This window comes from Burkholderia sp. MS455 (genome assembly GCF_016899445.1).
In the GTDB taxonomy this organism is placed as follows: Bacteria; Pseudomonadota; Gammaproteobacteria; order Burkholderiales; family Burkholderiaceae; genus Burkholderia; species Burkholderia pyrrocinia_C.
Map to the genome: position 1 here is coordinate 936,295 of NZ_CP041779.1, position 20,337 is coordinate 956,631.

19 protein-coding genes are annotated in these 20,337 nt (G+C 67.9%); 5 read left to right on the forward strand and 14 right to left on the reverse strand.

The annotated features are described in order from the left end of the window. Positions 1-29: 29 nt before the first annotated feature. From FPJ27_RS23495 to FPJ27_RS23535, 9 genes are all read right to left on the reverse strand, one after another. Positions 30-1,226, reverse strand: a complete 1,197-nt coding sequence (locus FPJ27_RS23495; protein ID WP_204425952.1) for a pyridoxal phosphate-dependent aminotransferase — start codon at positions 1,224-1,226, stop codon at positions 30-32. A 67-nt stretch (positions 1,227-1,293) separates the two neighbouring features. Continuing rightward, on the reverse strand, positions 1,294-1,731 hold the full coding sequence (gene nusB, locus FPJ27_RS23500) for a transcription antitermination factor NusB (protein WP_072436128.1): 438 nt from the start codon (positions 1,729-1,731) through the stop codon (positions 1,294-1,296). Further along, positions 1,728-2,243 (reverse strand): 6,7-dimethyl-8-ribityllumazine synthase, encoded by a 516-nt coding sequence (ribH, locus tag FPJ27_RS23505; RefSeq protein ID WP_006476661.1) that lies wholly within the window; start codon positions 2,241-2,243, stop codon positions 1,728-1,730. The genes nusB and ribH overlap by 4 nt, the downstream gene beginning before the upstream one ends. 53 nt (positions 2,244-2,296) lie before the next feature. Beyond that, on the reverse strand, positions 2,297-3,439 hold the full coding sequence (ribBA, locus tag FPJ27_RS23510; RefSeq protein WP_034182948.1) for a bifunctional 3,4-dihydroxy-2-butanone-4-phosphate synthase/GTP cyclohydrolase II: 1,143 nt from the start codon (positions 3,437-3,439) through the stop codon (positions 2,297-2,299). Between the two features lie 140 nt (positions 3,440-3,579). Continuing rightward, positions 3,580-4,098, reverse strand: a complete 519-nt coding sequence (locus tag FPJ27_RS23515; RefSeq protein WP_072436127.1) for a DUF1993 domain-containing protein — start codon at positions 4,096-4,098, stop codon at positions 3,580-3,582. Positions 4,099-4,544: 446 nt separating this feature from the next. Beyond that, positions 4,545-5,174: a riboflavin synthase gene (locus tag FPJ27_RS23520; RefSeq protein WP_204425953.1), complete on the reverse strand. Its 630-nt coding sequence runs from the start codon at positions 5,172-5,174 to the stop codon at positions 4,545-4,547. Positions 5,175-5,188: 14 nt separating this feature from the next. Next, positions 5,189-6,310: a bifunctional diaminohydroxyphosphoribosylaminopyrimidine deaminase/5-amino-6-(5-phosphoribosylamino)uracil reductase RibD gene (gene ribD, locus FPJ27_RS23525; protein WP_204425954.1), complete on the reverse strand. Its 1,122-nt coding sequence runs from the start codon at positions 6,308-6,310 to the stop codon at positions 5,189-5,191. A 15-nt stretch (positions 6,311-6,325) separates the two neighbouring features. Then, entirely contained in the window at positions 6,326-7,609 is a 1,284-nt protein-coding gene (hemL, locus tag FPJ27_RS23530; protein ID WP_072436124.1) for a glutamate-1-semialdehyde 2,1-aminomutase, read from the reverse strand. Positions 7,610-7,782: 173 nt separating this feature from the next. Further along, on the reverse strand, positions 7,783-8,235 hold the full coding sequence (locus FPJ27_RS23535; protein WP_072436123.1) for a hypothetical protein: 453 nt from the start codon (positions 8,233-8,235) through the stop codon (positions 7,783-7,785). A gap of 253 nt (positions 8,236-8,488) precedes the next feature. Here FPJ27_RS23535 and FPJ27_RS23540 point away from each other — a divergent pair, with 253 nt between their 5' ends. Further along, positions 8,489-9,706 (forward strand): Bcr/CflA family multidrug efflux MFS transporter, encoded by a 1,218-nt coding sequence (locus FPJ27_RS23540; protein ID WP_072436122.1) that lies wholly within the window; start codon positions 8,489-8,491, stop codon positions 9,704-9,706. A 100-nt stretch (positions 9,707-9,806) separates the two neighbouring features. Here FPJ27_RS23540 and FPJ27_RS23545 read toward each other — a convergent pair whose 3' ends face one another. From FPJ27_RS23545 to zwf, 3 genes are all read right to left on the reverse strand, one after another. Further along, positions 9,807-11,735 carry a bifunctional transcriptional regulator/glucokinase gene (locus tag FPJ27_RS23545; protein WP_072436121.1) on the reverse strand — a complete coding sequence of 643 codons (1,929 nt, stop codon included), beginning with the start codon at positions 11,733-11,735 and terminating at the stop codon, positions 9,807-9,809. Further along, positions 11,713-12,393 carry a 6-phosphogluconolactonase gene (pgl, locus tag FPJ27_RS23550; protein WP_072436120.1) on the reverse strand — a complete coding sequence of 227 codons (681 nt, stop codon included), beginning with the start codon at positions 12,391-12,393 and terminating at the stop codon, positions 11,713-11,715. The genes FPJ27_RS23545 and pgl overlap by 23 nt, the downstream gene beginning before the upstream one ends. A gap of 88 nt (positions 12,394-12,481) precedes the next feature. Further along, entirely contained in the window at positions 12,482-13,951 is a 1,470-nt protein-coding gene (gene zwf, locus FPJ27_RS23555) for a glucose-6-phosphate dehydrogenase (RefSeq protein WP_204425955.1), read from the reverse strand. Between the two features lie 432 nt (positions 13,952-14,383). On the opposite strand from zwf, the gene FPJ27_RS23560 reads away from it, so the two are divergent. The 4 genes from FPJ27_RS23560 (at position 14,384) to ugpC (ending at position 18,784) form a co-directional block, all read left to right on the forward strand. Further along, on the forward strand, positions 14,384-15,631 hold the full coding sequence (locus tag FPJ27_RS23560) for an ABC transporter substrate-binding protein (protein ID WP_204425956.1): 1,248 nt from the start codon (positions 14,384-14,386) through the stop codon (positions 15,629-15,631). A 138-nt stretch (positions 15,632-15,769) separates the two neighbouring features. Further along, positions 15,770-16,708 carry a sugar ABC transporter permease gene (locus FPJ27_RS23565; protein WP_034182958.1) on the forward strand — a complete coding sequence of 313 codons (939 nt, stop codon included), beginning with the start codon at positions 15,770-15,772 and terminating at the stop codon, positions 16,706-16,708. Then, on the forward strand, positions 16,698-17,555 hold the full coding sequence (locus tag FPJ27_RS23570; RefSeq protein WP_048243129.1) for a carbohydrate ABC transporter permease: 858 nt from the start codon (positions 16,698-16,700) through the stop codon (positions 17,553-17,555). Before FPJ27_RS23565 ends, FPJ27_RS23570 begins: the two co-directional genes overlap by 11 nt. Before the next feature lie 110 nt (positions 17,556-17,665). Continuing rightward, on the forward strand, positions 17,666-18,784 hold the full coding sequence (gene ugpC / locus FPJ27_RS23575) for a sn-glycerol-3-phosphate ABC transporter ATP-binding protein UgpC (RefSeq protein ID WP_204425957.1): 1,119 nt from the start codon (positions 17,666-17,668) through the stop codon (positions 18,782-18,784). A gap of 90 nt (positions 18,785-18,874) precedes the next feature. Here ugpC and FPJ27_RS23580 read toward each other — a convergent pair whose 3' ends face one another. After that, positions 18,875-19,498: a trimeric intracellular cation channel family protein gene (locus FPJ27_RS23580; RefSeq protein ID WP_204425958.1), complete on the reverse strand. Its 624-nt coding sequence runs from the start codon at positions 19,496-19,498 to the stop codon at positions 18,875-18,877. Further along, positions 19,485-20,264, reverse strand: a complete 780-nt coding sequence (locus tag FPJ27_RS23585; protein WP_204425959.1) for a Smr/MutS family protein — start codon at positions 20,262-20,264, stop codon at positions 19,485-19,487. The genes FPJ27_RS23580 and FPJ27_RS23585 overlap by 14 nt, the downstream gene beginning before the upstream one ends. Between the last annotated feature and the right edge of the window lie 73 nt (positions 20,265-20,337).

The following is a 20,337-nucleotide window of genomic DNA, read 5'->3' on the forward strand; positions in this document are numbered from 1 at the left end:
GTGGAACGGCCGGTGTGCCGGCCGCGACGTCAGTGCTGCCCGAACAGCGTCGCGAGCCGATCGACCGCTTCTTCGAGCCGCGAGTAGGCCGTTGCATAGGACAGACGGATATAGTCGCGTGGCGCATGGACACCGAAGTCCATGCCGGGCACCAGCACGACGCCCGCGTCGTGCAGCATCGCCTGCGTCAGCGCGGCGCTGTCGCCGGCCGCCGGGTGGGCAACGCCGCCGCAATGCGCATACACGTAGAACGCACCGTCGGGCATCACCGGAACCGTGAAGCCGAGCCGTTCGAGCGCCGGTGCGATGAAATCGCGGCGGCGCTTGAATTCGAGCCGGCGTGCTTCGTAGATGTCGAGCGTGGCCGGCTCGAAGCACGCGAGTGCCGCGTGCTGCGCAAGTGCGGACGGGCAGATGAACAGGTTCTGCGCAAGCTTTTCGAACGTACCGACCAGCGCGGGCGGCACGACGAGCCAGCCGAGCCGCCAGCCGGTCATGCTGAAATACTTCGAGAAGCTGTTCACCGTGATGACATCGTCGCCGAACGACAGCGCCGACACGGGCGCAGCGTCGTAGCTGAGCCCTTGGTAGATCTCGTCGACGATCGTGAAACCGCCGCGTGCGCGCACGGCTTCGACGATCCGCCTCAGTTCGTCCGGTTCGAGCGACGTGCCGGTCGGGTTCGACGGCGACGCGAGCAGCACGCCGCGCGTGCGGTCGCCCCAGCGTGTGCGGACGTCGTCCTCGGTGAGCTGGAAGCGCGCGTCCGGGCCGCTCGGCACGAGCACGGCGCGGCCTTCGGCCGCCGCGACGAAGTGTCGATTGCACGGATACGACGGGTCGGGCATCAGCACCTCGTCGTCGCGGCCGACGAGCGCGAGGCACGCGAGCAGCAGCGCGGCCGACGCGCCGGCCGTTACGACGATCCGTTCGGGGCTGATCGTGAGGCCATACGCGCGCGCGTAGTGCGCGGCGATCGCCTCGCGCAGCGGCGCAATGCCGAGCGCGCTCGTGTACTGCGTGACGCCGCGGCGCAGCGCGGCCGCGGCCGCTTCGACGACAGGTTCCGGCGCGGTGAAATCCGGTTCGCCGATGCCCATGTGGATAACATCGCGCCCGGAGGACTCGAGCCGCTGTGCCTCCTTCATCAGTTCCATCACGTAGAAGGGCTGGATCGCGTCGACGCGTGCGGCGAGCGTGACGAGCGAATCGGCGGTGGTATTCATCGGTCGGGCGGGGCGGGGGAGAGAATGAAAAACGGGCGCTTGCGCGCCCGTGGACAAACAAACGGTATCAGCCGTTGCGGCGCGCCTGCGTTTCGGCGGGGCGCAGCTTCGCGGCGAGCTTGTCGAGCACGCCGTTCACGTACTTGTAGCCGTCGGAGCCGCCGAACGTCTTCGCGAGTTCGACCGCTTCGTTGATGATCACGCGATACGGCGTTTCGACGTGGTGCGTGAGCTCGAACGTCGCGATCAGCAACACGGCGCGTTCGACCGGCGACAACTGCTCGATCGGACGGTCCAGCGACGGCGTCAGCGCTTCGACGAGTGTCGCGTGCTCGCGGATCACGCCGTGCAGGATGGCTTCGAGCAGCTCCTTGTCAGCCTTGTCGTAACCGAGCGCGCCGCGCAGTTGCGCGTCGATCTCGCCGGAGGGCGCGTTCGACAGCAGCCACTGATACAGGCCCTGCGTCGCCAGCTCGCGCGATTGTCGGCGGGCGCTCTTCTTCATGCGCGCTCCTCTTCGTCGTCTTCGTCCTCTTCTTCATCCTCGTCGTCGCCGAGTTGGTCGAGCGCCATCGTCAGGTTGGCCATCTCGACGGCGACGCGTGCGGCGTCACGACCCTTTTCGGTCATGCGCGCGACGGCCTGCTCGTCGTTTTCGGTCGTCAGGACCGCGTTCGCGATCGGCAGGTTGAAGTCGAGGCCGATGCGGGTGATGCCCGCGCCGCTCTCGTTCGACACGAGTTCGAAGTGGTAGGTCTCGCCGCGGATCACCGCGCCGAGCGCGATCAGCGCGTCGAACTGGCCGCTTTCTGCCAGCTTCTGCAGCGCGAGCGGGATTTCCAGCGCGCCGGGCACCGACACGAGCAGCACGTCTTCACCGGTGACGCCGAGGCGCTCCAGTTCTTCGACGCACGCGTCGGCGAGACCGTTGCACACGGGTTCGTTGAAGCGCGATTGCACGATGCCGATACGCAGGCCGTCGCCTTCGAGATTCGGTTGGTATTGTCCGATTTCCATGATCTTGTCCGTGGTGTGGATGAACGGTTATAGGGCGAAAGCGCCGTGGCGGGTTACGCGTTGGACGCCGGGCAGGACTTGGCTTCGCCGCCGGGCATCGGAATGAAGCCCGTGACTTCGAGGCCGTAGCCGGACATGCTGCCCAGCTTGCGCGGATTCGACAGCACCTGCATCTTGCCGACGCCGACATCGCGCAGGATCTGCGCGCCGATGCCGAACGTCTTGAAATCGACCGGCCGGCGCTTCAGCGCAGCGGCCTTTTCTTCCTCGTCGAACGCCTTGAAGACATCGATCAGGTGTTCCTTCGTGTCGCCGCAGTTGAGCAGCACGATCACGCCGAGGTCGCGCTCCGCGATCTCGCGCATCGCGGCGTCGAGCGTCCACGAGTGGGTCGACACGCCGGTTTCGAGCAGGTCGAGCACCGACAGCGGCTCGTGCACGCGCACCGGTGTATCGACGTCGGGCGACGGCGCGCCGCGCACCAGCGCGATGTGCGGCGAACCGCTCGGCTGGTCGCGGTACAGCACCGCGCGGAACGTGCCGTGCGCGGTCTGCATCGTGCGCTCGGCGATCCGCTCGATGATCGATTCGGTGCGGCTGCGATAGTGGATCAGGTCGGCGATCGTGCCGATCTTCAGGCCGTGTTCCTTCGCGAATTCGATCAGGTCGGGCAGGCGCGCCATCGTGCCGTCGTCCTTGATGATCTCGCAGATCACCGCGGCCGGCGTGAGGCCCGCAAGCGCGGTGAAGTCGCAGCCGGCCTCGGTGTGACCCGCGCGCACGAGTACGCCGCCCGGCTGCGCCATGATCGGGAACACGTGGCCCGGCTGCACGATGTGCTCGGGACGCACGTCGTGCGCGACCGCCGTGGCGATCGTGTGCGCACGGTCGGCGGCCGAGATGCCGGTCGTCACGCCTTCGGCCGCTTCGATGCTGACCGTGAACGCGGTGCCGTATTGCGTGCCGTTGCGGTAGGTCATCAGCGGCAGGTGCAGCTGCTTGCAGCGTTCCTGCGTCAACGTCAGACAAACCAGGCCGCGGCCGTACCTGGCCATGAAGTTGATCGCTTCCGGCGTGACGAATTCGGCGGCGATCACGAGGTCGCCCTCGTTTTCGCGGTCTTCTTCGTCGACCAGGATCACCATCCGGCCGGCTTTCAGCTCGGCGATGATGTCGAGCGTGGAGGCGAGCGTCATAAGGGGGCGAGAAAGAGGAAAGTGCGTATTTTACGCCAGCCGGACGGCGTTTCGGCTGGCGCGGGTTGCGCTCGGCCGGCAAGCGCTCCGGAAGGCGGTGCGGCCGGCCTGCGCGGCAGGCCCGGCCGGGCCGCCGCGCGTCATGCGTGCAAGTCGCGCCCGCCGAGGTAGTCGAGCTTGCCGAGCTCGACGCCGCTGTGGCGCAGGATGTCGTACGCGGTCGTCACGTGGAAGAAGAAGTTGGGCAGCACGAAGTTCAGCAGGTACGACTGGCCGGTGAATTCGATCGGGCCGACGCGCATCTTCAGCACGATCTGGCGCGCCTCGCTGCCGTCGATCTGCGCGGCGTCGAAGCTTTTCAGGTAGTCGATCGTCTTCTGGATGCGCGCGTCCAGTTCGTCGAAAGTCTGTTCGACGTCCGGGTAGCTCGGGATCTCGGCGCCGGCGAGCCGCGCGGCGCAGCCCTTGGCCGTGTCGGTCGCGATGTAGACCTGGCGGACGAGCGGCAGCATGTCCGGGTAGAGGCGCGCGCCGACGAACACCGACGGGTCGATCTGCTTCTCGGCCGCGTGCGCCTGCGCCTTGCCGAGGATGTGCTGCAGGTTGGTCAGGCCGCGGATCAGGACGGGCAGCGAAGCCTGGTACATCGAGATGGACATGGGAACGACTCCTGTGGGAAGAGGGGCGGCCGGTGCGCGGCGCGTCGTGCGTTGCGGCGTTGAAACCGCTGTCGACGCATCTTAGCGCGACGGCGTGACCCGTGCGCGTCGTTGGCCGTTCGGCCGAGGATCGGGCCCGCGAGTCGACGAGCGGATGCGACGGGGAATCGTATCGATGGACCGCAGATATCGGAATCGACCGGCCGACCGGACAGGCTGCGGTTTGAAATGGGGCCGGGGCGTCGCCCCGTCATCGACGAGACAGTGAAGCGCTGAAAGGCGGATCGCCCGACGAGGCGGCAACGCGTTCATGGAGCGGCTCGCCGGTACACGTAGCGGTTCGCGCACGGCGGCCGGTGTGGGCAGAAAACGGCGGCGATGCGGACCCGGGCGGCCGGGGGCCGAACCGCCGGCCGCGATTCTCAAGAAGGCACGAAAAAGGACGATCAGTCCTGATGCACGCCTTGCGACGTCGACAGCATTCGCTCCACATACCGCGCAATCATGTCGACTTCGAGATTGACCTTGTCGCCGGCCTTCAGGTGACGCAGCGTCGTGACCTCGACCGTGTGCGGAATCAGGTTGATCGAGAATTCGCAGCCGTCCGCGCGATCGTCGACCGTGTTGACGGTCAGGCTCACGCCGTTGACCGTGATCGACCCCTTGTACGCGAGATAGCGGCCCAGCTCGCGCGGCGCGACGATCCGCAGCTCGTGCGACTCGCCGACCGGCGCGAAGCGCGACACGGTGCCGAGGCCGTCGACGTGGCCCGACACGATGTGCCCGCCGAGGAGGTCGTGCGCGCGCAGTGCCTTCTCGAGGTTCACTTCGCCGGGCTGGGCGAGGCCGACCGTGCGGTTCAGGCTTTCGCGCGACACGTCGACGTCGAACGCGGCGTCGGTCTTTTCGATCACCGTCATGCACGCGCCCTGGATCGCGATGCTGTCGCCCAGCGCGACATCGGCGAGATCGAGCCCGCCGGCCAGCACGGTCAGGCGCACACCTGCATCGGCCGACGTGCCGAGCGGATCGATCGATTCGATGCGGCCGACGGCCGCGACAATTCCGGTAAACATCGTGACGGTCCCGTTCAGTGCGTGGCGTCGGGTGGCGCGACACGCGCCAGGATTCGCAGATCGTCGCCGATCCGCTCGATGCCGTGGAACGACAGCCGCGGGCGTGCGTCGAGGCTCGCCGGTGCGGCGAGATCGAACATGCCGGCCGCGTCGGCACCCAGCAGGCTCGGCGCGAGGTAGACGAGCAATTCGTCGACGCATTGCTCGCGCAGCAGCGAGCCGTTCAGCTTGTGGCCGGCCTCGACGTGCAATTCGTTGACGCCGCGCGCGCCGAGCGCCGCCAGCATCGCGGGCAGGTCGACCTTGCCGTGCGCATTCGCGAGCGACACGATTTCCGCGCCGCGCGCCTTCAGCACGTTCGCGCGCATTTCGCCGCTCGCGTCGAGCCGGCCGCAGAAGATCAGCAGCGGCGCGCCCTCGAGCAGTCGCGCGTCGAGCGGCAGGTCGAGGCGGCTGTCGACCAGGATGCGCTGCGGCTGGCGCGGCGTATCGATGCCGCGCACGGTCAGCAGCGGGTTGTCCTCGCGCACGGTGCCGATGCCGGTGAGGATCGCGCAGGCGCGCGCACGCCACGCGTGCCCGTCGAGGCGCGCGGCCTCGCCGGTGATCCATTGGCTTTCGCCGGACGGCAGCGCGGTGCGGCCGTCGAGCGACGCGGCGGTCTTCATCCGCACCCACGGACGGCCGCGCGTCATCCGCGACACGAAGCCGATGTTCAGTTCGCCGGCTTCGTGCGCGAGCAGCCCGCAGCGCACGTCGATGCCCGCGTCGCGCAGCATGCCGAGGCCGCGCCCCGACACCTGCGGATTCGGGTCTTCCATCGCGGCGACGACCTTCGCGACGCGCGCTTCGCTCAGCGCGTTCGCGCACGGCGGCGTGCGGCCGAAATGGCTGCACGGCTCGAGCGTCACGTAGACGGTCGAGCCCGCGACGTCGTGGCCGCGCGAGCGCGCGTCCTTCAGCGCCTGCACTTCCGCGTGGTCCTGGCCGGCCGGCTGCGTGAAGCCTTCGCCGATCACGTCGCCGTCCTTGACGATCACGCAGCCGACGCGCGGATTCGGCGCCGTCGTATACATGCCGCGCGCGGCGAGCGCGAGCGCGCGCTCCATGTGGGCGAAATCGGTATCCGAGAACATGCGCGCGGCCCCCGGTCAGGCGGCGAGTGCCGCGAACGCGCGGCGTGCGGCCGCGAGCGTCGCGTCGATCACCGCGTCGTCGTGCGTGCTCGACACGAAGCCGGCTTCGTATGCGGACGGCGCGAAGTACACGCCCTCGTCGAGCATCAGGTGGAAGAAGCGGTTGAAGCGTTCGGTGTCGCTCTTCGTGACTTCCGCGAAGCTGGTCGGCACGCGCTCGGCGAAGTAGAGGCCGAACATCGCGCCGATCGAGTCGGCCGCGAACGGCACGCCGGCCGCGCGCGCTTCGGCCGCGAGGCCGTCGGCGAGACGCTTCGTCTGCGCGGTGAGCGCATCGTAGAAGCCGGGCGCCTGGATCAGTTGCAGCGTCTTCAGGCCCGCGGCGACCGCGATCGGGTTGCCCGACAGCGTGCCGGCCTGGTAGACGCCGCCGAGCGGCGCAAGGTGGGCCATGATGTCGCGGCGGCCGCCGAACGCGGCGGCCGGCATCCCGCCGCCGATCACCTTGCCGAGGCAGGTGAGGTCGGCCGTGATCCCGTAGTACGCCTGCGCGCCGCCGAGCGCGACGCGGAAACCGCACATCACCTCGTCGAAGATCAGCACGGCGCCGTGCTTCGTGCACAGCGCGCGCAGCGCGTTCAGGAATTCGGGCGTGCCGCGCACGAGGTTCATGTTGCCGGCCACCGGCTCGACGATCACCGCGGCGATCTCGTCGCCGAACGCGCCGAACGCTTCCTCGAGCGCGGCGACGTTGTTGTATTCGAGGACGGTCGTGTGCTTCGCAATGTCGGCGGGCACCCCGGCCGACGTCGGGTTGCCGAACGTCAGCAGGCCGGAGCCGGCCTTCACGAGCAGGCTGTCCGCGTGGCCGTGGTAGCAGCCCTCGAACTTGACGATGCGGCTGCGGCCCGTGAAGCCGCGCGCGAGACGCAGTGCGCTCATCGTGGCCTCGGTGCCGCTCGACACCATCCGTACCTGCTCGATCGACGGCACGAGCTTGCAGATTTCCTCGGCGATCTCGATCTCGGCCTCGGTCGGCGCGCCGAACGAGAAGCCGTCGGCGAGCACGTTCTGCACGGCCGACAGCACGTCCGGATGGACGTGGCCGACGATCATCGGGCCCCACGAGCCGATGTAGTCGATGTACTGCTTGCCGTCGGCATCCCAGAAATACGGACCTTGCGCGCGCGCGACGAAACGCGGCGTGCCGCCGACCGAACGGAATGCGCGCACCGGCGAGTTGACGCCGCCGGGAATGGTCTTCTGGGCGCGTTCGAAGAGGATCTGATTATTGGACATGGGCGAAACCTGCGAGAGAAGGGCGCGGGGGCCTGTGCACGGGCCGCGGCGCCTGGGCGGAACGATCGTCTGATTGTACCGGAGACGCGCGCGGCGGGCCCGCGCGACGGTCTGCGGCCTTTCGGCACGTGGGCGGGAAAGGAGGGCCCGATTTGTCCCGGCGATCGGCCCGGTTATCGCGGGGGCTTGCGCTTGCCGGTCAGCTCCGCCCAACGCTTCTCGAGCGGGCCTTCGACCATCGGCTTGATCGACGTGCCGGAGCTCTGCGCATCCCAGGTCTGCACCGAGTACGGGTGGACGCGCAGCGCGTCGCGCGCGATCACGACGTCCCGGTGCGCGTCGACCAGCCAGTCGTACACGAAGTCGATGCACAGCCGGTAACCGCGCTTCGTCGACGGATCGGGCACTTCGTACGGCGCGCGCGTCACGTAGCCGGAGCCGAACACGCCCTTGGGCTCCTTCGCGACGCGGTGCAGGAACACGCGGTCGCCCGGCAGGATGCCGCGTGCGAAGCCGCAGCCCCACACGTCATGCACGGCCTCGCCGGCCTTCACGCGCGCGGCGACGTCGGGCAGCTCGGGCCATGGCCATTTCTTGGGGCTCCAGATCAGCAGGAAAGCGGTCATCGTTCGGTCGTGCGTCGAATTGGTCAGACAAGAGAAGCGGGCAGCAGCAAGCTTAATCGAATCCGCGCGCGATCCAGCGATCCAGCGCGACGGGCGCCACGCAGGTGCTTTCCGGCCTGCCGCCGTATGCGGCCCGCAGCACGCAAAAAAGTTGCGCGTACAATCATGGGCCTGAGCGCGCCGTCCGCGGCGCGGCCTCCCGTCTTCACCGCCACGCGCGCCCCGATGCGCGCGGGCTCCATTCCGGATACCCATGTCTCACGTCGTCCGGCGCCGGCCCGATGCCCGGCTGATCCTGTTGCTCGGCGCGCTCGCCGCCTGCGGGCCGATCGCCACCGACATGTACCTGCCGAGCCTGCCGTCGATCGCCGACGGCTTCTCCGTCAGCCCCGGCGCCGCGCAGCGCACGCTGACGAGCTTCATGGCCGGCTTCTCGGTCGGCATGCTGCTGTACGGCCCGCTGTCCGACACGTGGGGCCGCCGCCCCGTGCTGCTCGGCGGCATCGCGCTGTTCACGCTCGCGAGCGTCGGCTGCTTCGTGTCGGGCTCGATCGACATGCTGATCGTCGTGCGCTTCCTGCAGGCGCTCGGCGCCGGCGCCGCGTCGGTGCTGGCCCGCGCGATCGCGCGCGACGCGCACGAGCCGAGCGACGCGGCGAAGGTGCTGTCGATGGTCGCGATCGTCACCGCGGTCGGGCCGCTGCTCGCGCCGCTGATCGGCGGCCAGATCCTGCGCTTCTCGGGCTGGCGCGGCGTGTTCGTCGTGCTGGCCGTGTTCGGCGCGGTGTGCGCGGCGACCGCGTACCTGCGCGTGCCCGAAACCTGGCCGAAGGAGCGGCGCAAGAGCACGGCCGTGCTCGCGTCGTTCGCGTCGTACGGGCGCATCCTGTCCGACCCCGTCGCATGGGGGCACATGCTGTGCGGCGGCATGGCATTCGCGTCGATGTTCTCGTACATCACCGCGACGCCGTTCGTATACATCGAGTATTTCCACGTGTCGCCGCAGCACTACGGGCTGCTGTTCGGCCTGAACGTCGTCGGGATCATGATCGGCAACTTCGCGAACACGCGGCTCGTCGGCCGCGTCGGCTCGCTGCGCATCATCGCGGCCGCGTCGCTCGTGAGCTGCATCGCGTCGCTCGCGGTCGCGCTCGTCGCGCTGACCGGGTGGGGCGGGCTGTGGTCGATCGTCGTGTGCCTGTTCTTCGTCGTCGGCGTGGTCGGGATCCTGTCCGCGAACTGCACGACCGACCTCATGCATCGCTATCCGCACAACGCGGGCGCGTCGGCCGCCGTGTTCGGCGCGATGCAGCTCGCGCTCGGCGCGCTCGCGAGCGTCGCGATCGGCGCACTCGCGGACGGCACGCCGTTCGCGATGGGCGTGACGATCGGCGTCACGGGCGTGCTGTGTTTCGCCGGACGCATCCTCGTGCTGCGCTGGCACGGGCGGCCGGTGAAAGCGGGCGCCTGAACCGGCGCAGCCGGGCGGCACAACGAAAAACGCCACCGCGCGCGATGCGCCGGTGGCGTTTTTTTTGAAGTGCGGGAGGCGGCCGACGCCGCGCCGTGCATCAGTCCCGCGCGACGTCCTTCGCCGCCGGCGACGCGCCGTGGCTCAGCCAGTCGAGCACGTCGGCCGTTTCGTCGTCGCTCGCACGCGCCTTCGCCTGCGCGACGGCCTCGGGCAGTTCGCCGTTCGGCGACGCGCGGCGGATCGCGACGCCCACCGCGAGGATGTCGATCATCAGCAGATGCAGGATCCGCGAGATCATCGACAGCTGCGACTCGCGCATCTCGATGTGGTCGGTCTCGAGCGCGACGGTCGCGCGCTTCGCGAGCGGCGTGTTGCTCGACGTGATCGCGATCACCTTCGCGCCGGCCTGCATTGCTACGTCGAGCACGCGCAGCAGCTCGGGCGCGCGTCCCGACTTCGACACCGCGACGATCACGTCGCCCTTGCCGAGCAGCGCGGCCGATGCGGCCTGCATGTACAGGTCGCCGTACGCGATCGTCGGAATCCCGAAGCGGAAGAACTTGTAGTGCGCGTCCTGCGCGACGATGTTCGAGTTGCCGAGCCCGTAGAACTCGATGCGCCGCGCGCCGTTCAGGATCTCGATCGCGTTCTCGACATGCTCGAAGTTCAGGTGCTCGCGCAACTGCAGGATCGCCGACACCGTGTTGTCGAGCACCTTCGCGCCGAAGTCGGTGGCCGTGTCGCCGAGATGCACCTGGCTGTGGCTCATCGGGATCGTGCCGGTGAGGCCGGTGGCGAGCTTCAGCTTGAAGTCCGACAGCCCCTGGCAGCCGAGCGAGCGGCAGAAGCGGATCACGGTCGGCTGGCTCACGTCGGCCTTGCGCGCGATGTCGACGATCGGATCGTTGATGATCGAGCGCGGATGGTTCAGCGCGAGATCGGCGACGCGGCGCTCGGCCGGCGTCAGCGCATCGCGCATCTGGCGGATCCGCTCGAACACGGCCGACGACGCGCCGCCCGAGCGGTTCGACAGCTGCTCCGCGAGGATCGCCGACACGCCGAGGAACGCCGGGTATTCGGCGGTGATCAGGTAGGTCGGGATGTTCTCGAGATAGTGCGTGAAGCGGCCCTTCGCCTCGAAGCGCGCGCGGAACGACGAGCGCGTGAACAGTTCGCCGAGCTTCAGCGCGACGCCGCCGCCGATGTACACGCCGCCGAGCGCGCCGAGCGTCAGCGCGACGCTGCCGGCGAACGCGCCGAGAATCCCGCAGAAGCATTCGACCGTCTCGAGCGCGAGCGCTTCGCCGGCATGTGCGCGCTCGACGATCTCGACCGTGTCGACGCTTGCGGCGACGCGCTTCTTGTCGCGCGCGGCGAGCGCGCGATAGATGATCTCCATGCCGGGGCCCGCGCACACGCGCTCGAACGACACGTGCGGAAACTTCTTGCGCGCGTACTGCAGCACCAGGTCCTCGCGCTCGTCCTGCGGCGCGAACGACGCGTGGCCACCCTCGCTGCCGAGTGCGATCCAGCGGTCGTCGGCCGGAATCAGCCCCGACACGCCGAGCCCGGTGCCGGGCCCGAGCAGCCCGATCACGCTGTTCTGGCGGCGCGTGCCGCCGCCGACCTGCACGCGCTGCGCGTCGGTCAGGCCCGGCAGCGCCATCGCGAGCGCGGTGAAATCGTTGACGACGAGCAGCGTGTCGAAACCGAGCGCACGGCGCGTCGCCTCGATCGAGAAGCTCCAGTCGTGGTTGGTCATCGTGACCTGGTCGCCGTCGACCGGATTGGCGATCGCGATCGCCGCGTGGTTCACGCGGCTGATCTTCACGTCCTTCAGGTACTTGCGGATCGCGTCGGTGATCGTCGGATAGTCGGTGCCGGGATATACGCGGATCTGCGTGATCTCGCCCGGACCGGTTTCCAGCGCGAAGCGCGCGTTGGTGCCGCCGACGTCCGCGAGCAGGCGCGGGCCGTCGGCATGCTGACCCGCGACGACCGCCTTAGTTTGCGCACCAGTAGACATCGAGCTGGGTCCCCTTGTCGTTGGCCAGTTGGGAAATCGCGTTCTTCTGCAGCGACGCGGCCGCGGCGTCGAGCACGGCGCGCTTGGCGGGGCCCGCGATCAGCAGGAACAGCCGGTCGACGCGCTTGAGCGCATCGAGCGAAAAGCTCACGCGCGCATGCGGCGCGGCGCCCGGATGCACGGCGACGAAACGCTCGGGCGTCGCGATCGCGTGATCCCATTCGGGCGCGTCGGCGAAGATCGACGCGGTGTGGCCATCCTCGCCCATGCCGAGCACCGCGACGTTCGGCACGCGGTAGTCGGCGTTCGCGTTCAGCGCGGCGACGTGCGCGTCGAGCGTGGCGCGCGTGTCGACGAGCGGCAGGAAGCGGGCAGGGGCCGCCGCGTGCTGCAGCAGCGTGTCGCGCACGAGGTGCGCGTTGCTGGCCGCGTCGTCCTCCGGCACCCAGCGGTCGTCGACCAGCGTCACGTCGACGCCGGCCCAGTCGAGCGTGGCATGCGACAGCGTTTGCAGGAACGGGCGCGGGCTCGTGCCGCCGGACACCGCGAGCGTCGGGCGCACGGTGCCGGCGAGCGCGGCGCGCAGCGCATCGCCGACGGCGCGCGCAAGCGCTTCGCTTTGCGCTTCCTGGGTGTCGAAAGCGTGGATCTCGATCACATCTCCTCCGGACTGCTTTGTATGTTCAAATCGTACGAATCGTGGGGCACGTTGCCGCACGCAGTCACGCGCGCGGCAACGGCTTGCATCAGTTTTCTTCTTCGAGCCAGCAGGTGCCGTGCTGCGCGAGCATCGCGCTCGCCGCAGCCGGCCCCCACGTGCCCGCCGCGTACGGCTTCGGCGGCTTCAGCGAGCGCGCCCATTCGTTCAGGATCGGCTCGACCCAGCGCCATGCGGCTTCCTGTTCGTCGCGCCGCACGAACAGCGCGAGCCGGCCGTTGATCACGTCGAGCAGCAGGCGCTGGTACGCCTCCATCTGTCCTTCCTTGAAGAACCGGTCGAACGCGAGGTCGAGGTGCACGCTCGCGAGGTTCATCCCTTCGCCGGGCTGCTTCGCGAGGCAGTACAGGCGGATCGTCTCGTTCGGCTGCAGCCGGATCACGAGGCGGTTCGAGCCGGGACGCAGCGCGGTCGGTCCGAGCGCCGAATGCGGCACCGGGCGGAAGTTGACGACGATCTCCGCGACGCGGTCGGCGAGACGCTTGCCGGTGCGCAGGAAGAACGGCACGCCGGCCCAGCGCCAGTTCTCGATCTCGACCTTCAGCGCGACGAAGGTTTCGGTCTGGCTGTCGGGCTTCACGCCCGGCTCGGTCGCGTAGGCCGGCACCTGCGCGCCCTTGATCACGCCCGCATGATACTGGCCGCGCACGGCAACCTTGCCGATCTCGCGCGGATCGACCGGCTTCAGCGCGCGCAGCACGCGCAGCTTCTCGTCGCGCACCGAGTCGGAATCCATCGAGTGCGGCGGCTCCATCGCGACGATCGACAGCAGCTGCAGCAGGTGGTTCTGCACCATGTCGCGCAGCGCGCCGGTGTTGTCGTAGAAATCGCCGCGCGCTTCGACGCCGAGCTCCTCGGCGATCGTGATCTGGATGCTCTCGACCCATTCGCGGCGCCACAGCGGCTCGAACAGCGCATTGCCGAAGCGCAGCGCGAGCAGGTTCTGCACCGGCTCCTTGCCGAGGTAGTGGTCGATCCGGTAGATCTGGCCTTCCGCGAAGATCTCGCCGACCGCGTCGTTGATCGCATTCGACGAGCGCAGGTCGTAGCCGAGCGGCTTCTCGAGCACGATGCGCGAGCCTTCGCTCAGGCCGACCGACGCGAGCGCGTTGCAGATCGGCACGAACAGCGACGGGCCCGTCGCCAGATAGAACACGCGGATGCCGGGCAGCGACGCGATCGAGTCGCGCAGCACGGCGTAGTCTTCCGCGCGGCCGAGATCGAGCTTCACGTACTCGATGCGCTGGAGAAAGGACTTCCACGCGGCTTCGTCGAAGGCCTTGCCGGCCGCCTTGACCGCATGCGGCTTCACATGCGTGTCGACCCACTCGAGATAACCCGCCTGATCCGATTCGTGCCGCGCCACGGCGACGATCCGGCCGCTCTCCGCCAGCATGTTCGCACGATGCGCTTCGAACAGCGCAGGCAGGATCTTGCGCATCGACAGATCGCCGGTGCCGCCGAAAAGTACGAAGGTAAAGCTGGAATCGGTATGCATGTGTCTCCGCCGGGTTTTGGGGTGCTGGGAAGCAATCCGTAGTGCGATAAAAATATTTTTGACACTGAATTGTAGTTTAACTACAATCCGCCGCAAGGGGTAGCACCTGGGTGAAGAAAAAAAGAAGTGCGGTCGATGAACTGCGCGAGCTTCGCCTTCGGGAACGCCTTGTGCCGAATGTTATCGGACATTGACGGCGCGCATCGTCCGCGCACCGTTGGCCCCGGGCTCGCGTCGCATCATCGCGGCGGGCCAGAAACACAAAGAGGAGACACGCCGTTGAATCTCGATTCACGCTTTCTGTAAGAGCCCGGCCGGTCATCGGCCCCGTACGCTGCATGCGTCCCGCGGCTCGATTTCCCCGTCGTTATCAAGAAGCCGGTTCCCGGTCAGGGAACCTCACGAGTTGATTCAGTCTGGAGGAGATAAGTAATGAAAGTTCGCTCGATCATGGGTGCGCTCTGCGCGGCAGGTCTGATGGCTGGCGCCGTGGCGGCGCAGGCAGCCGAGAACGTAACGGTGCTGCACTGGTGGACCTCGGGCGGCGAGTCGAAGGCCGTCGGCGTGCTGAAGGACGACCTGCAGAAGCAGGGCTACGTGTGGAAGGACTTCGCGGTCGCGGGCGGCGCCGGCGCCGCGGCGATGACCGCGCTGAAGACCAAGGTGATCAGCGGCGACGCACCGTCGGCCGCGCAGATCAAGGGCCCGCTGATCCAGGACTGGGCCGACCAGGGCGTGCTCGTCAACATCGATTCCGCCGCCGGCGACTGGAAGCAGAACCTGCCGCCGGAAATCGACAAGATCATCAAGTACAAGGGCCACACCGTCGCCGCGCCGTTCTCGGTGCACCGCGTGAACTGGCTGTACATCAACAAGGCCGCGCTCGACAAGATCGGCGCGAAGGTGCCGACCACCTGGCCTGAATTCTTCGCGGTGGCCGACAAGCTGAAGGCCGCGGGCATCCAGCCGGTCGCGATGGGCGGCCAGCCGTGGCAGGACCTGACCCTGTGGGAAGACGTCGTGCTGTCGCAGGGCCCGGCGTTCTACAAGAAGGCGCTGGTCGATCTCGACCAGGCGACGCTGACGTCGCCGCAGATGCTGTCCGTGTTCGACACGGTGCGCAAGATCCAGGGCTACTTCGATACCGGCCGTAACGGCCGCGACTGGAACCTCGCGACCGCGATGGTCATCAACGGCAAGGCCGGCATGCAGTTCATGGGCGACTGGGCGAAGGGCGAGTTCGAGAACGCGGGCAAGAAGGCGGGCAAGGACTACATCTGCGCGGCGGTGCCGGGCACCGCGAATTCGTACACGTTCAACGTCGATTCGTTCGTGTTCTTCCAGCAGAAGGGCGACAAGGCCGCGACGGCCGGCCAGCTCGCGCTCGCGAAGACGATCATGACGCCGGACTTCCAGGAGCAGTTCAGCCTGCTGAAGGGCTCGGTGCCGGTGCGCCTCGGCGTGAAGATGGACAAGTTCGACGACTGCGCGAAGAAGTCGTATGCCGACGAGCAGACCGCGATCAAGTCGGGCGGCTTCGTGCCGTCGCTCGCGCACGGGATGGCGCAGGGCGATGCGACCGCCGGCGCGATCACGGACGTCGTGACGAAGTTCATGAACTCGCAGCAGGATTCGAAGAGCGCGGTCGCCGCGCTCGCGAAGGCCGCGAAGGTCAAGTAACGCGCGACAGGCGCCCGGCCGGACACGCTTCATCGGCCGGGCGTTTTTGCAAGTGCAGCAAACGGGCTCGCCCGCGGGCCCGTGCCGTACCCGGCGCCGGCCCGGCCTGCGCCGCCCTCGTTCCAGGAGTCGAATCAAGTGGCTGCCCCTCTTAGCGGAAACGGATCCGGCGGTGCCGATGCACGGCGTACGTCGCCGATGTCGGCCCTCGCCGATCGCTGGATTCCGAAGCTCGTGCTCGCGCCGAGCGTCGCGATCGCCGTGGTGTTCATCTACGGCTTCATTCTGATTACCGGCTATCTGTCGCTGACCAACTCGCGACTGTTGCCGAACTACGAATTCGACGGTTTCGGCCGTTACTCGGACCTGTTCCAGAACGACGTGTGGTGGACCTCCGCCGCGAACCTCGGCTGGTTCGGGATTCCGTTCATCGCGATCTGCGTCGCGCTCGGGCTGTTCCTCGCGATCCTGCTCGACCAGCGGATTCGCAACGAAGGCGCGCTGCGCGCGATCTTCCTGTACCCGATGGCGCTGTCGTTCATCGTCACCGGCACCGCTTGGCAGTGGATCCTGAACCCGGGCCTCGGCCTCGAGAAGGTGATGCACGACTGGGGCTGGACGAGTTTCTCGTTCGGCTGGCTCGACGATCCGGACAAGGCGATCTTCTGCGTGGTGGTCGCGGCCGTGTGGCAGTCGACCGGCTTCGTGATGGCGCTGTTCCTGGCAGGCCTGCGCGGTGTCGACGCGGAGATCTTCAAGGCCGCGCAGGTCGACGGCGCGACGCTGCCGACCATCTACCGCAAGATCGTGATCCCGAGCATGCGCCCGGTGTTCTTCTCGGTGCTGCTGATCCTCTGCCACATCACGATCAAGACCTTCGACCTCGTCGTTGCGCTGACGGCGGGCGGCCCGGGCACGTCGTCGTCGCTGCCGGCGATGTTCATGTATACGTTTTCGTTCAACCGCGGCCAGCTCGGGCTCGGCGCGGCGTCGTCGGTGATGATGCTCGCGACCGTGGTCGCGGTGCTGGTGCCGCTGATGTATATGGAATCGAGGAGCACCCGCAATGCAGCCTAAGATGACGATCAGCCGGGCAGTGATCTACGCGGCGCTGATCCTGTTCGCGCTGTATTTCCTGTTCCCGATCTACGTGATGCTGTCGACGTCGTTCAAGGACCTCGACCAGTTGCGCACCGGCAACCTGCTGACGCCACCCACCAGCTGGACCATCGACCCGTGGGTGAAGGCGTGGAGCGGCGCATGTACCGGCGTGCGCTGCGACGGGATGAAGCCGTTCTTCCTGAATTCGCTGCAGATGGTGATCCCGGCCGTGCTGATCTCGTCGCTGATCGGCGCGTTCAACGGCTACGTGCTCACGCACTGGCGCTTTCGCGGCGCGGACGCGCTGTTCACGATGATGCTGGTCGGCTGCTTCATCCCGTTCCAGGTGATCCTGCTGCCGATGGCGCGCCTGCAGGGGATGCTCGGCCTCGCCAATACGATTCCCGGCCTCGTGTTCGTGCACGTCGTGTACGGGATCGCGTTCACGACGATGTTCTTCCGCAACTTCTACGTGAGCGTGCCGTCCGAGCTCGTGAAGGCCGCGCGCATCGACGGCGCGGGCTTCTTCACGATCTTCACGAAGATCCTGCTGCCCGTGTCGCTGCCGATCTTCATGGTGTGCCTGATCTGGCAGTTCACGCAGATCTGGAACGACTTCCTGTTCGGGATCGTGTTCTCCGGCGTCGATTCGATGCCGATCACGGTGGCGCTGAACAACCTCGTCAACACGTCGACGGGCGTGAAGGAGTACAACGTCGACATGGCCGGCGCGATCATCGCCGCGCTGCCGACGCTGCTCGTCTACATCGTCGCCGGCCGCTACTTCGTGCGCGGGCTGACGGCGGGCGCGGTGAAGGGGTAGGCGCGGCCTTATCCGATACGACGAACCGGCCGCGCACGTCGCGCGGCGCATCGAAACGAACCCGACGCGGCGCCGTAGCGCCGCGCGAGACGAGACAGAGGATTCACAGCATGGCAAGCCTTTCCATCCGTGACGTGTACAAGACCTACCCGAACGGGGTGCCGGTCCTGAAGGGTGTCGACATCGAGATCGAGGACGGACAGTTCCTGATCCTGGTCGGCGGTTCGGGCTGCGGGAAATCGACGCTGCTCAACATGATCGCCGGGCTCGAGACCGTGACGAGCGGCGAGATCTGCATCGACGGCAAGGTCGTCAACGACCTGTCGCCGAAGGATCGCGACATCGCGATGGTGTTCCAGTCGTACGCGCTGTATCCGTCGATGACGGTGCGCGAGAACATCTCGTTCGGCCTGAACATCCGCAAGGTGCCGAAGAACGAGCAGCAGCAGATCGTCGACCGCGTGTCGCAGATGCTGCAGATCCAGCACCTGCTCGACCGCAAGCCGGGCCAGCTGTCGGGCGGCCAGCGCCAGCGCGTCGCGATGGGCCGCGCGCTCGCGCGCGATCCGTCGCTGTTCCTGTTCGACGAGCCGTTGTCGAACCTCGACGCGAAGCTGCGCATCGAGATGCGCGCGGAAATCAAGCTGCTGCACCAGCGCCTCGGCACGACGATCGTCTACGTGACGCACGACCAGATCGAGGCGATGACGCTCGGCGACCGGATCGCGGTGATGAAGGACGGCGTGGTCCAGCAGTTCGGCGCGCCGCAGGAGATCTACGATTCGCCGTCGAACCTGTTCGTCGCGGGCTTCATCGGCGCGCCGCCGATGAACTTCATCAACGGCAAGCTGGTCGAGCAGGGCAGCGGGATCGCGCTCGAGATCGACACGGGCCTCGCGCGCAGCGCGCTGAAGCTGCCGTTCGACGCGAAGCGGATGAACGGCCACGTCGGCCGCGAGGTGATCCTCGGCCTGCGTCCGGAGCGCATCACCGACGCGCGCAACGCGCACAACGGCGAGGCGTCGAGCCTGCAGCCGATCGACGTGCGCGTCGACGTGACCGAGCCGACCGGGCCGGACACGCACGTGTTCGCGCAGGTGAACGGCAAGCGCATCGTGAGCCGCGTGCATCCGGCCGCGAACCCACAGCCGGGGCAGACGCAGTCGCTGCTGTTCGACGTGTCGAAGGCCGTGCTGTTCGATCCGGTGTCGGAAGAGCGGATCGCGTGATGCGGCGTTCGCGCTGAATGAAGGAGAAGGGGCCGCCTCGAATGAGCGGCCCCTTTTGTTTTGGCGCTGAAGTTGGCGTTGCGGCGGCAGTCAGTGCGGCAGCCGCACGTCGAATTTGAACGTCGCCAGCCGCGCGGCGAGGATGAAGCCGGTCGCGAGCAGCACGCTGTACACCGAATCGAACTGCAGCCACACGAGCAGCAGGTAGAACCAGCAGCCGACGAATGCGCAGGTCGCGTAAGGCCGCGAATCGCGCAGGATCAGCGGGATGTCGTTGCACAGCACGTCGCGGATGATCCCGCCGACCACGCCGGTGATCACGCCCATCATCACCGCGATGAAGCGCGGCATTTCGGCGTCGAGCGCGATCGCCGTGCCCGAGATGCTGAAGATGCCGAGCCCGATCGCGTCGGCGACCAGCAGCAGCCGCTCGGCCGACAGCCGCGACAGCATCCGCAGCACGAACGGCGCGAACAGCGCGAGTACGAAGATCGCGATCACGTAGTCGTCGTGCACGACCCAGTAGAACGGCCGGCGCTCGAGCAGGATGTCGCGCAGCGTGCCGCCGCCGAACGCGGTGGCGAGCGCGACGACGAACGTGCCGACCGAGTCGAGGCGGTTCTTGCGCGCCTCGATGAAACCCGAAATCGCAAACGCCAGCGTGGCGATCGCCTCCAGTACGGCGATCGCGAGCGTCAGCCTAGGATGCGGCACGCGGCCCCCGGTCGGCCGGCGCCGCGAGCGGCTGCAGCAGCACGAGCACGGCGCCCGCGCCGCCGTCGATGCCGCGCGCCTCGCAGAACGCGATCACTTCTTCCTTCTGTACGAGCCACGCGCGCACCTTGCCTTTCAGCACGGGTTCCTTGCCGATCGAGCCGAGCCCCTTGCCGTGGATCACGCGCAGGCAGCGCAGCCCCTTCCTGCCGGCTTCGCGGATGAATTCGGCAAGCGCGTCGCGCGCCTCGTCGCGGCGCATCCCGTGCAGGTCGAGCTGCGCCTGCACGATCCACGCGCCGCTCCTCAGCTTGCGCACCACGTCGCGGCTGATGCCGGGGCGGTGGTAATACAGCGAGTCGTCGCTGTCGAGCAGCGTTTCGGGATCGAATTCGTCGGACAGCGTCGCGTTCAGCACGGCTTCCTCGTCGCGCTGCGTCTGCTTCGGCACCGGGTCGGGCGGCATGCGGCCGGACGCCGCGCGCGGCGGCGCGTTCAGCGGCCGGATCGCGCCGATTTCGTTACGGAACAGGTTCGCGTCGGCTTCCGCCTTGCGCTCGGCCTTCGCGGTTTCGATGCGCTCGCGTTCGCGGCGATCGGCTTCGCCTTGCAGCGACTTGCGCAGCGCGCCGAGGCCGGCGAGGCCCTGGCCGCGCAATGCGGCCGGATCGGGCGCGGGCGGCGCGGCGGCCGGCGCGGGGTTCGCGGGACGGGCGGCGATCTGCCGCTTCGCGGGATCGCTCGGATGGGGCTGGTTCTTCGCCATGATTCGATAGCAGGGCAGGCGCGTTCGGGCGCGCGGGCAAAAAAAAGCCGCTGCGCGGCGGCAGCGGCTTTCC

Coding starts and splice junctions, on each gene's coding strand:
- FPJ27_RS23495 (WP_204425952.1), bottom strand. CDS start 1,226: ATGAATACCACCGCCGATTCGCTCGTCACGCTCGCCGCACGCGTCGAC.
- nusB (WP_072436128.1), bottom strand. CDS start 1,731: ATGAAGAAGAGCGCCCGCCGACAATCGCGCGAGCTGGCGACGCAGGGC.
- ribH (WP_006476661.1), bottom strand. CDS start 2,243: ATGGAAATCGGACAATACCAACCGAATCTCGAAGGCGACGGCCTGCGT.
- ribBA (WP_034182948.1), bottom strand. CDS start 3,439: ATGACGCTCGCCTCCACGCTCGACATCATCGCCGAGCTGAAAGCCGGC.
- FPJ27_RS23515 (WP_072436127.1), bottom strand. CDS start 4,098: ATGTCCATCTCGATGTACCAGGCTTCGCTGCCCGTCCTGATCCGCGGC.
- FPJ27_RS23520 (WP_204425953.1), bottom strand. CDS start 5,174: ATGTTTACCGGAATTGTCGCGGCCGTCGGCCGCATCGAATCGATCGAT.
- ribD (WP_204425954.1), bottom strand. CDS start 6,310: ATGTTCTCGGATACCGATTTCGCCCACATGGAGCGCGCGCTCGCGCTC.
- hemL (WP_072436124.1), bottom strand. CDS start 7,609: ATGTCCAATAATCAGATCCTCTTCGAACGCGCCCAGAAGACCATTCCC.
- FPJ27_RS23535 (WP_072436123.1), bottom strand. CDS start 8,235: ATGACCGCTTTCCTGCTGATCTGGAGCCCCAAGAAATGGCCATGGCCC.
- FPJ27_RS23540 (WP_072436122.1), top strand. CDS start 8,489: ATGTCTCACGTCGTCCGGCGCCGGCCCGATGCCCGGCTGATCCTGTTG.
- FPJ27_RS23545 (WP_072436121.1), bottom strand. CDS start 11,735: ATGTCTACTGGTGCGCAAACTAAGGCGGTCGTCGCGGGTCAGCATGCC.
- zwf (WP_204425955.1), bottom strand. CDS start 13,951: ATGCATACCGATTCCAGCTTTACCTTCGTACTTTTCGGCGGCACCGGC.
- FPJ27_RS23560 (WP_204425956.1), top strand. CDS start 14,384: ATGAAAGTTCGCTCGATCATGGGTGCGCTCTGCGCGGCAGGTCTGATG.
- FPJ27_RS23570 (WP_048243129.1), top strand. CDS start 16,698: ATGCAGCCTAAGATGACGATCAGCCGGGCAGTGATCTACGCGGCGCTG.
- ugpC (WP_204425957.1), top strand. CDS start 17,666: ATGGCAAGCCTTTCCATCCGTGACGTGTACAAGACCTACCCGAACGGG.
- FPJ27_RS23585 (WP_204425959.1), bottom strand. CDS start 20,264: ATGGCGAAGAACCAGCCCCATCCGAGCGATCCCGCGAAGCGGCAGATC.